A 1,876-nucleotide genomic window follows, 5' to 3' on the forward strand; every position below is an offset into this window, starting at 1 on the left:
GCTGTTGAGCGCTGACGTCGACGACGCCCGCCACCGCCACCCGCTCGACGGCGGCCGCGAGTGGTTCGGCCGCCGCGTGCGCTTCGTCGACGGCCTCGACGGCCACCTCGGCGTCGTCTCGCTGTAGCCGCCGCTGGGCGACGTGAGGAAAAGTACGAAAGCGGAAGTCGGGTTACAGGCCGTCCTCGAAGTCTTCGAGGGCGTACGTCGGCTCGGCGCCGCGGCGGTCGAGCGTCTCGTTGGCGAGCAGCCAGTAGACCACCGACAGCGCGCGCCGCCCCTTGTTGTTCGTTGGGACGACGAGGTCGACGTTGCTCGTCTGGTTGTTCGAGTCGCACATCGCGATCACGGGGATGCCGACCGTGATGGCTTCCTTGACGGCCTGCGCGTCGCCGATGGGGTCGGTGACGACGAGGACGTCCGGCTCGATGTAGCCGTCGTACTGCGGGTTCGTCAGCGTGCCCGGGATGAACCGGCCGGTTCGGGCGCGCGCGCCGACCGCTTCCGCGAACTTCTCCGCGGGGAACCGGCCGTACTGGCGCGAACTCGTGACCAGGATCTGCTCGGGGTCGTAGTTCGCGAGGAAGTCGGCGGCCGTCCGGATGCGCTCGTCCGTCTTCGAGACGTCGAGCACGTAGAGGCCGTCGGTGCGGACGCGGTGGATGAACCGGTCCATGTCGTTGGTCTTCTGCTGGGTACCGATGTGGACGCCGGCGCCGAGGTAGTCCTCGACGGGGATGAGCAGGTCGGCCTCCTCGTCGGACATGACGTCCTCGGTGGCCGCTCCCGGCTCCTCTTCGGTGGGCTGTTCGTCGGTCGGGGCGTCGCTCTCGGCGGCCGCCGAAACAGACTCCGCTGCCTGCTCCGGGGCGTCCTCGAGGTCGGCCTCTGTGTCGGTTTCGTTGTCGCTCATGCTTCGTCCGCGATGCGGATGAGTTCGTTCAGTTTGGCGGTTCGCTCGCCGCCGACCGTCCCCGTCTTGATGAACGGGGCGTCGGCCGCCACGGCGAGGTGTGCGATGGTCGTGTCCTCGGTCTCGCCGCTGCGGTGGGAGACCACGGCGTCGTAGCCGTTCCGGGTCGCCAGCTCGATCGCGTCGAACGCGTCGGTCAGCGTCCCGATCTGGTTTGGCTTCACGAGGATGCTGTTGGCCGCGCCGACCTCGATGCCGTCGCGGAGCCGCTCGACGTTCGTCACGAAGAGGTCGTCCCCGCAGACGAGCGCGTCGTCGCCGACGCGCTCGGTCAGCGTCGCGAACGCCGCGAAGTCGTTCTCGTCGAGGGGGTCCTCGACGTACGCGAGGTCGTACTCCTCGACGAGGTCGACGACGTACTCGATCTGCTCCTCGGTGGAGCGGACCTCGTCGCCGTAGACGTACGCCTCGTCCTCGTAGCGCTCGGCGGCCGCCATGTCGAGGCCGAACTGGACGTCGAAGCCGAACTCCTCGGCGACGTCGCCGGTGGCCTCGTCGACGATTTCGAACGCCTCGGCGTCGTCGATGGACGGCGCCCACGCGCCCTCGTCGCCCTTCGCGGCGGCCTCGCCGCGCTCCTCGAGCAGTTCGCCCACGCGCTCGTGGACGGCGGCGTTCGCGAACACCGCCTGCCGGACGCTCGGCGCGCCGACGGGCGCTGCGAGGAACTCCTGGATCGCGGTCGCGTCGGCGGCGTGCTCGCCGCCGCCGACGACGTTCCCGAGCGGCACGGGGAAGTTCCGACCGCGGAACGCGCCGCCGAGATGCTGGTACAGCGGCGCACCGAGCACGTCCGCGGCGGCCTTCGCGGCCGCCATGCTGACCGCGACGGCGCTGTTCGCCCCGACGTCGGAGAAGTCCTCCGTGCCGTCGGCGGCGTGCAGCGCGGCGTCGACGCCGCGC

The 1,876-nt window shown here is 70.3% G+C and carries 2 protein-coding genes; both read right to left on the reverse strand.

All coding sequences use genetic code 11. From position 1 onward, the window contains the following. Positions 1-172: 172 nt before the first annotated feature. Positions 173-913: a 30S ribosomal protein S2 gene (gene rpsB / locus GJ634_RS15040; protein ID WP_157503640.1), complete on the reverse strand. Its 741-nt coding sequence runs from the start codon at positions 911-913 to the stop codon at positions 173-175. After that, a partial coding sequence (locus tag GJ634_RS15045) for an enolase C-terminal domain-like protein (RefSeq protein WP_157503641.1) occupies positions 910-1,876 on the reverse strand: 967 nt, incomplete at its 5' end. The genes rpsB and GJ634_RS15045, both read right to left, overlap by 4 nt.

Source organism: Halobacterium sp. CBA1126, from assembly GCF_009741975.1.
Classification (GTDB): Archaea; Halobacteriota; Halobacteria; order Halobacteriales; family Halobacteriaceae; genus Halobacterium.